The organism is Gallibacterium genomosp. 2 (assembly GCF_000771895.1).
In the GTDB taxonomy this organism is placed as follows: Bacteria; Pseudomonadota; Gammaproteobacteria; order Enterobacterales; family Pasteurellaceae; genus Gallibacterium.
In genome coordinates, this window is the sequence record NZ_JPXY01000023.1 from 1 (window position 1) to 3,012 (window position 3,012).

A 3,012-nucleotide genomic window follows, 5' to 3' on the forward strand; every position below is an offset into this window, starting at 1 on the left:
CGAATGGGGAAACCCGATAGGTGAAGAGCCTATCATTGTTTACTGAATAAAATAGGTAAGCAAAGCGAACCGGGAGAACTGAAACATCTAAGTACCCCGAGGAAAAGAAATCAACCGAGATTCTGCGAGTAGCGGCGAGCGAAAGCGGAGGAGCCAGTGAGTGATAGCAACTGTTTTAGGAGAATTGTCTGGGAAGGCAAGCAAAAGAGGGTGATAGCCCCGTATCCGAAAAAAGAGATGTGGTACTAAGCTGACGAGAAGTAGGGCGGGACACGAGGAATCCTGTCTGAAGAAGGGGGGACCATCCTCCAAGGCTAAATACTCCTGATTGACCGATAGTGAACCAGTACCGTGAGGGAAAGGCGAAAAGAACCCCGGGAGGGGAGTGAAAAAGAACCTGAAACCGTGTACGTACAAGCAGTGGGAGCCTGAAAGGGTGACTGCGTACCTTTTGTATAATGGGTCAGCGACTTATATTTTGTAGCGAGGTTAACCGCATAGGGGAGCCGAAGGGAAACCGAGTCTTAACTGGGCGCTAAGTTGCAAGATATAGACCCGAAACCCGGTGATCTAGCCATGGGCAGGAAGAAGGTTGGGTAACACTAACTGGAGGACCGAACCGACTACTGTTGAAAAAGTAGCGGATGACCTGTGGCTGGGGGTGAAAGGCCAATCAAACCGGGAGATAGCTGGTTCTCCCCGAAATCTATTTAGGTAGAGCCTTATATGAATACCTTCGGGGGTAGAGCACTGTTTCGGCTAGGGGTCCATCCCGGATTACCAACCCGATGCAAACTGCGAATACCGAAGAGTAATGTATAGGAGACACACGGCGGGTGCTAACGTTCGTCGTGGAGAGGGAAACAACCCAGACCGCCAGCTAAGGTCCCAAAGTCTATATTAAGTGGGAAACGAAGTGGAAAGGCTTAGACAGCTAGGATGTTGGCTTAGAAGCAGCCACCATTTAAAGAAAGCGTAATAGCTCACTAGTCGAGTCGGTCTGCGCGGAAGATGTAACGGGGCTAAAATATAGCACCGAAGCTGCGGCATCAAGAGAAATCTTGTTGGGTAGGGGAGCGTTGTGTAAGCTGAAGAAGGTGGTTCGAGAGGGCTGCTGGAGGTATCACAAGTGCGAATGCTGACATAAGTAACGATAAAGCGGGTGAAAGACCCGCTCGCCGGAAGACCAAGGTTTCCTGTCCAACGTTAATCGGGGCAGGGTGAGTCGGCCCCTAAGGCGAGGCTGAGAAGCGTAGTCGATGGGAAATGGGTTAATATTCCCATACTTGGATAAACTGCGATGTGGGGACGGAGCAGGTTAGGTTAGCGTACGGATGGAAGAGTACGTTTAAGTTAGTAGGTGGGTGAGTTAGGCAAATCCGGCTCACCATTAACACTGAGAGATGATGACGAGGCACCAAGGTGCTGAAGTAACTGATACCCAACTTCCAGGAAAAGCCACTAAGCGAAAGGTTTATCTAAACCGTACTGGAAACCGACACAGGTGGTCAGGTAGAGAATACTAAGGCGCTTGAGAGAACTCGGGTGAAGGAACTAGGCAAAATAGCACCGTAACTTCGGGAGAAGGTGCGCTGGCGTAGTGTGAAGTTCTTCGCGGATGGAGCATGAACCAGTCGAAGCGACGAGCTGGCTGCAACTGTTTAATAAAAACACAGCACTCTGCAAACACGAAAGTGGACGTATAGGGTGTGATGCCTGCCCGGTGCTGGAAGGTTAATTGATGGTGTCATCGAAAGAGAAGCACCTGATCGAAGCCCCAGTAAACGGCGGCCGTAACTATAACGGTCCTAAGGTAGCGAAATTCCTTGTCGGGTAAGTTCCGACCTGCACGAATGGCATAATGATGGCCAGGCTGTCTCCACCCGAGACTCAGTGAAATTGAAATCGCCGTGAAGATGCGGTGTACCCGCGGCTAGACGGAAAGACCCCGTGAACCTTTACTATAGCTTGACACTGAACCTTGAATTTTAATGTGTAGGATAGGTGGGAGACTGCGAAGCGGTAACGCCAGTTATCGTGGAGTCGTTGTTGAAATACCACCCTTTAACGTTTGATGTTCTAACGAAGCGCTCGGGACGAGTGTTCGGACAGTGTCTGGTGGGTAGTTTGACTGGGGCGGTCTCCTCCCAAAGCGTAACGGAGGAGCACGAAGGTTGGCTAATGACGGTCGGACATCGTCAGGTTAGTGCAATGGTAGAAGCCAGCTTAACTGCGAGACGGACAAGTCGAGCAGGTACGAAAGTAGGTCATAGTGATCCGGTGGTTCTGAATGGAAGGGCCATCGCTCAACGGATAAAAGGTACTCCGGGGATAACAGGCTGATACCGCCCAAGAGTTCATATCGACGGCGGTGTTTGGCACCTCGATGTCGGCTCATCACATCCTGGGGCTGAAGTAGGTCCCAAGGGTATGGCTGTTCGCCATTTAAAGTGGTACGCGAGCTGGGTTTAGAACGTCGTGAGACAGTTCGGTCCCTATCTGCCGTGGGCGTTGGAGAATTGAGGGGGGTTGCTCCTAGTACGAGAGGACCGGAGTGAACGCATCACTGGTGTTCCAGTTGTTTCGCCAGAGGCATTGCTGGGTAGCTAAATGCGGAAGAGATAAGTGCTGAAAGCATCTAAGCACGAAACTTGCCCCGAGATGAGTTCTCCCTGACAAAAGTCAGTAAGGGTTGTTTAAGACTAAGACGTAGATAGGCTGGGTGTGTAAGCGGTGTGAGCCGTTGAGCTAACCAGTACTAATTGCCCGAGGGGCTTAACTATACAACGCTGAAGGGTTTTTGCGGAGAGCGGAGGCTGAGGAGAAGCGGAAGCGAGGAAAGGCAAGAGCGCGGAGCGAGGGAAGAGAGCGAAGAGAGAAGGAAGTAGACAGCTTGTGTTAAGTTGAAAGGAAGCCGGAAAGGTTAAAGAAAGAACAAGAAGAAAGAGAAGATAGAGAATAAGCAGATACACTGTGGAAAGCAAGAGCAAGAGCAAGAGCAAGAGCAAGAGC

1 rRNA gene is annotated in these 3,012 nt (G+C 50.7%); it reads left to right on the forward strand.

Annotated features, from left to right (window positions below):
* A 23S ribosomal RNA gene (locus P375_RS05400) occupies nucleotides 1–2,783 on the forward strand; the annotation flags it as partial.
* Nucleotides 2,784–3,012: the final 229 nt, after the last annotated feature.